Origin of the sequence: Arthrobacter sp. TB 26, from assembly GCF_000427315.1 — a bacterium.
Taxonomy (GTDB): Bacteria; Actinomycetota; Actinomycetes; order Actinomycetales; family Micrococcaceae; genus Arthrobacter.
This window is the reverse complement of sequence record NZ_AUPJ01000488.1, coordinates 1-4,425: the sequence shown is the minus strand read 5'-3', so window position 1 is coordinate 4,425 and position 4,425 is coordinate 1. Positions and strand designations below refer to the sequence as shown.

At 64.3% G+C, this 4,425-nt stretch carries 4 protein-coding genes; 3 read left to right on the top strand and 1 reads right to left on the bottom strand.

The genetic code is table 11. The annotated features are described in order from the left end of the window. On the bottom strand, window positions 1-1,285 hold a 1,285-nt coding region (uxaC, locus tag K789_RS0119020; protein ID WP_024368137.1), incomplete at its 3' end, for a glucuronate isomerase. Between the two features lie 238 nt (window positions 1,286-1,523). Between uxaC and K789_RS0119015 the strand changes: the two genes are divergently transcribed. From K789_RS0119015 to K789_RS0119005, 3 genes are all read left to right on the top strand, one after another. After that, window positions 1,524-2,582 (top strand): LacI family DNA-binding transcriptional regulator, encoded by a 1,059-nt coding sequence (locus tag K789_RS0119015; RefSeq protein WP_051181170.1) that lies wholly within the window; start codon window positions 1,524-1,526, stop codon window positions 2,580-2,582. Beyond that, entirely contained in the window at window positions 2,569-3,795 is a 1,227-nt protein-coding gene (locus K789_RS0119010; protein ID WP_024368135.1) for an extracellular solute-binding protein, read from the top strand. Before K789_RS0119015 ends, K789_RS0119010 begins: the two co-directional genes overlap by 14 nt. Beyond that, the coding region (locus K789_RS0119005) for an ABC transporter ATP-binding protein (RefSeq protein WP_024368134.1) at window positions 3,792-4,425 on the top strand (634 nt) is incomplete at its 3' end. The genes K789_RS0119010 and K789_RS0119005, both read left to right, overlap by 4 nt.

Here is a 4,425-nt window from a genome sequence, read left to right as displayed (position 1 = left end):
CCGGGATGGAGGCGAGCGCCCGGGTGTCGTCGACGAAGCCGCTCGTGTTGTAGAATCCGGCCGTTTCGACGGCGGACTCACGGAAACGCCGCATCTGTTCCGGGCTGTCCAGGAACCACCAGGGTGCACCGAGTTTCATCGCGGGATAGCAGCCGGCGAGGGGCGCGAGTTCCCGCGAGTAGACCGTTTCATCGGTGGTGAAAGCGATGAAACGGAAGTCCTTGTTCATGCCGAAGCCCTCCAGCAGCGGCCGCAGCGAACGGGTGAACTCCACACCGACGGGGATGTCGAAGCCCTTGTCCGCCCCGTAGGAGTCGTACACGCTGTGGCAGTGGTTGCGCAGCACCCCGGGATGGAGCTGCATCACCAGTCCGTCCTCGACGGACATCCGGGCCATCTCATACAGCATGCTGCCGGAGAAGGCCTGGGCCTCCTCCGCGGTCACTTCCCCGCGGGTTGCCGCGGCAAAGATCCGCTGCGCCTCGGCCGGCGGCAATGGGGTGGTGTCAGCCAGCAGGTGGCCATGATCGGTGGCGCGGGCGCCGGCGTCGACAAACGCGTGGCGGCGCTGCCGGAGGGCTTTCAGGAAGCTGCCGTAGTCCGCCACTTCCACCCCGGAAACCTCCGAAAGCATCCGGATTTCGTCCTGCCATCTGGGGTGGTCGATGTGCAGCAGCGAATCGGGCCGGAAGGTCGGGACGATCCGGCCCGGCCCCAGCGCGTCACTGAGTTTGCGGTGGGCGGAAAGATCGGACAGCGCGGAATCCGTCGTGGCAAGAATTTCGACGTTGAACCGGTCGAGAATGGACCGGGGGCGAAACGCTTCGGTTTGGAGCAGGGCCGAGAGCTTGTCGAAGAGGACATCGGCATTCTCCGCGGACGGCTGCAGCGGCGTCTCAAAAACGACCGCCAGCTCATGTTCAAGCCAATAGCGCGTGGGCGTTCCGCGGAACAGTTTCCAGTTCTCGCAGAAACGCCGCCAGATCAGGCGCGCATCCCGCTCCGCCAGGGCCCCGTCCTGCCGGTTCGCCACGCCGAGCTCAGCCGGGGAGTATCCCTGCGAGACCAGCATGCGCACCAGGTAGTGGTCCGGAACCACCAGCAAGTCCGCTGGGTTCCCAAAAAATTCGTTGTCCACGAACACGTCGGCCTCGACGTGGCCATGCATCGACACGATGGGCAGGGCGGACACGGCGTTGTACAGCTCCCGGGCGATGCTCCGTGTTGCCGGATCCGCAGGAAGGGCCCGGTCCGGGTCGATGGCCCAGGCAGTGGAATCACTCATGTAATTTGCCTCTCCAATGAAACAAAATGCAACAAAATCAACGTTTGAACTAAATCTAAATATGCACGCCGATGCCTCGTAAAGCAATGAAACTGCCGTAATTGCCGGGATTTCACCGCGGCTGGACTTGGCCTTCAAATGATTCTTTCCGAAAGTATTGACAGATCATTGCAAGCGGTTGCAGGATGTGACGGACCGCACATGACCGCGGCTGACGACGATGTTAGGTGAAGTACGCATGAAGGGATCCATCACGGTTCGGGATGTGGCGAAGGCGCTGGGCGTCTCGCCGTCGACGGTGTCCAGGGCCCTGTCCTCCTCGGATCTGGTCGCACCCCGCACCCGCCAGCAGATCATCGACAAGGCGCGCGAACTGGGTTACACCCCCAACAACGCCGCTCGGGGCCTCGCCACCGGCCGCAAGGGGACGCTCGGCCTGGTGGTGCCGGATCTCGAGAACCCATACTTCGCATCGGTCACCAAGGGTGTGCAGGCCAGGGCCCTGGCCGCGGGCTACTCCGTTTTTGTGGCCGATTCCGATGAGGACAGCCGCGTGGAGCGGGAACTGGTGAGCAAGCTCAAGCCGCAGGTTGACGGGCTGATTCTGTGCTCGTCACGGATGTCCGACGCGGACTTGGCATCGCTGCTCGGTGGCATCCCCGTCCTGCTGATCAACCGACGCATGGAGGGCCTGCCGGACATCACCGTGAACGACCAGGAAATCGTGCGCCAGGCGCTCGAGCACCTCCACGCCCTGGGACACCGGAAGGTCGGCTATGCCGGCGGCCCCACCGGTTCCTGGTCGGACCAGCAACGCCGCCTCGGCATCGAACAGGCCGTTCCGGGCCTGGCCGGGCTCGAGGTGGTCTCCCTGGGATCGTTCGCGCCGGTCTTCGGCGGCGGTCAGTCCGCCGCGGATCTCGCGGTGGCCGCCGACCTCACGGCAGTCCTGGCCTACAACGACCTCATGGCCCTGGGCATCATCGCCCGGTTGCATGCCCGGGGCATTATCGTCCCGGACGAGATGAGCATAGTCGGCATTGATGACATCAATGCCGCAACCCTCGTCTCCCCCGCTTTGACTACTGTCCGGGCGCCCCTGCGGAAGGTTGGCAGCGCCGCCGTCGACCGGCTGGTCGACAGCCTGGATCCCCACGCGGCCCCCCGCCCCGCCGAATACCTTCCGATCGAAATCGTCGTCCGCCAATCCACATCCGTAGTGCCCTCCGCCATCCGTGAGCGTCCGTCCGGCAATGCTGCCGGACGCAATGAAAGGAAATCCCATGCGAGCATCTAGAAGAGTCCAATGGGCAGCAACCCTCGGCGTGGCGGGGCTGCTGGCCACCGGTTGCGGCGCCCCGGGAAGCGACAACGCGTCAGCCGCTACGCTGTCTGCGGGAAGCGTTCCGGAGAAGCCCTCCAAGGCCGTTGCCCTGAACATCCTCGACGTTGCCGGCAACAAGCAACTGACCGGCGCCATCTTCGACCAGTTCACCAAGGACCACCCGGACATCATCTCTTCGGTCACCTGGGAGACCGCCGGCGCCCCCGACATGGCCGGCAAGGTCAAGGCCCAGCAGCAGGCCGGAAACCTCAAGATTGACCTCGTCCTGACCGGCACCGACGGCCTCGCTGCAGGCATCAGCGAGAGCCTGTTCGCTCCGGTGGCAAAGGATTACAAGGACCGGCTGGGCAACATGGCCAACTATCTGGAGCCTGCCGCAGAGATGCAGAAGCTGGCCCAGGACCAGGCCGTCGCGTTGACCTACTACCCCTCCGGCCCGCTGCTTGAATACAACCCGGACAAGGTGCCCAACCCACCGACCACGGCTGAGGAACTCCTGAGCTGGGCCAAGGATCACCCGGGCCGCTTCGGCTACGCCCGTCCTGCTAACTCGGGCCCCGGACGCACGTTCCTCATGGGCCTGCCGTATATCCTCGGCGACTCCGACCCCAAGGACCCGGTGAATGGCTGGAACAAGACCTGGGACTACCTCAAGCAGCTCAACCAGAGCGTCTCCTCGTACCCGACCGGCACGGGTGTGACCATGAACAACCTGAAAAACGGCACGTGGGACATGGCGATCACCACGACGGGCTGGGATATCAACCCCCGCGCCCTAGGCCAGGTTCCGGAAAACTTCAAGACGCAGGCGCTTAAGGGCTTCACCTGGGTCACGGACGCTCAGTACGCTGCGGTGCCCAAGGGCGTCTCCGCGGACAAGATGGCGGCGATCCTTCAGGTGCTGCAGTACGCACTGACCCCGGAACAGCAGGCGAAGACCTTTGACACCGGCTACTTCTACCCGGGCCCGGCCATCAAGGACGTCAGTGTTGACCTCGCCCCGCAGGCCAGCAAGGACGTCATCGCGAAGTTCGGCCGTCCTGAATACGATGCGCTGATCAAGGACAACCCCAAGGCCACGCCCATCGACGCCGCCGCCTTGGTGAAGGCCTTTGACACCTGGGACACGCAGGTGGCCACCGGAAAGGTTGAGCAAAAGAAATGAGCATTCACGCCACGAGCTTTGAGACGCTCGAGCTTGAAAATGTGGCCCGTTCGTTCGGCGGCCAGAACGCGCTCCGGAACCTCAACCTCTCGATCCGCAGCGGGGAGTTCATCGCCCTGCTCGGACCCTCCGGTTGCGGTAAGTCGACGGCCTTAAACTGCCTGGCCGGCCTGCTGCCGCTGACCGGCGGCCGCATCCTCATGGACGGCAAGCAGATCGACCAGCTCCCGCCCGAGAAGCGCGGCTTCGGCATGGTGTTCCAGAACTACGCCCTCTTCCCGCACCTGAGCGTGGAGAAGAACATCGCGTTCGGCCTGGAAATGCGCAACGTTCCCAAGGGGGAAATCAAGAAGCGTGTGGCTGAGGCGATCGAACTGGTTCAGCTGGGGCCGCACGCGAGCAAGCTTCCCGGCCAAATGTCCGGCGGCCAGCAGCAGCGCGTGGCAATCGCCCGCGCCGTGGTGCTCCGCCCCCCGCTGGTCCTCATGGACGAGCCGCTGTCGAACCTGGACGCGAAGCTGCGCCTGGAGATGCGGACCGAGATCCGCCGCCTCCATCAGTCACTCGGCCTCACCACGCTTTACGTGACGCACGACCAGGAAGAGGCCTTGTCGCTGGCCGACCGGCTGG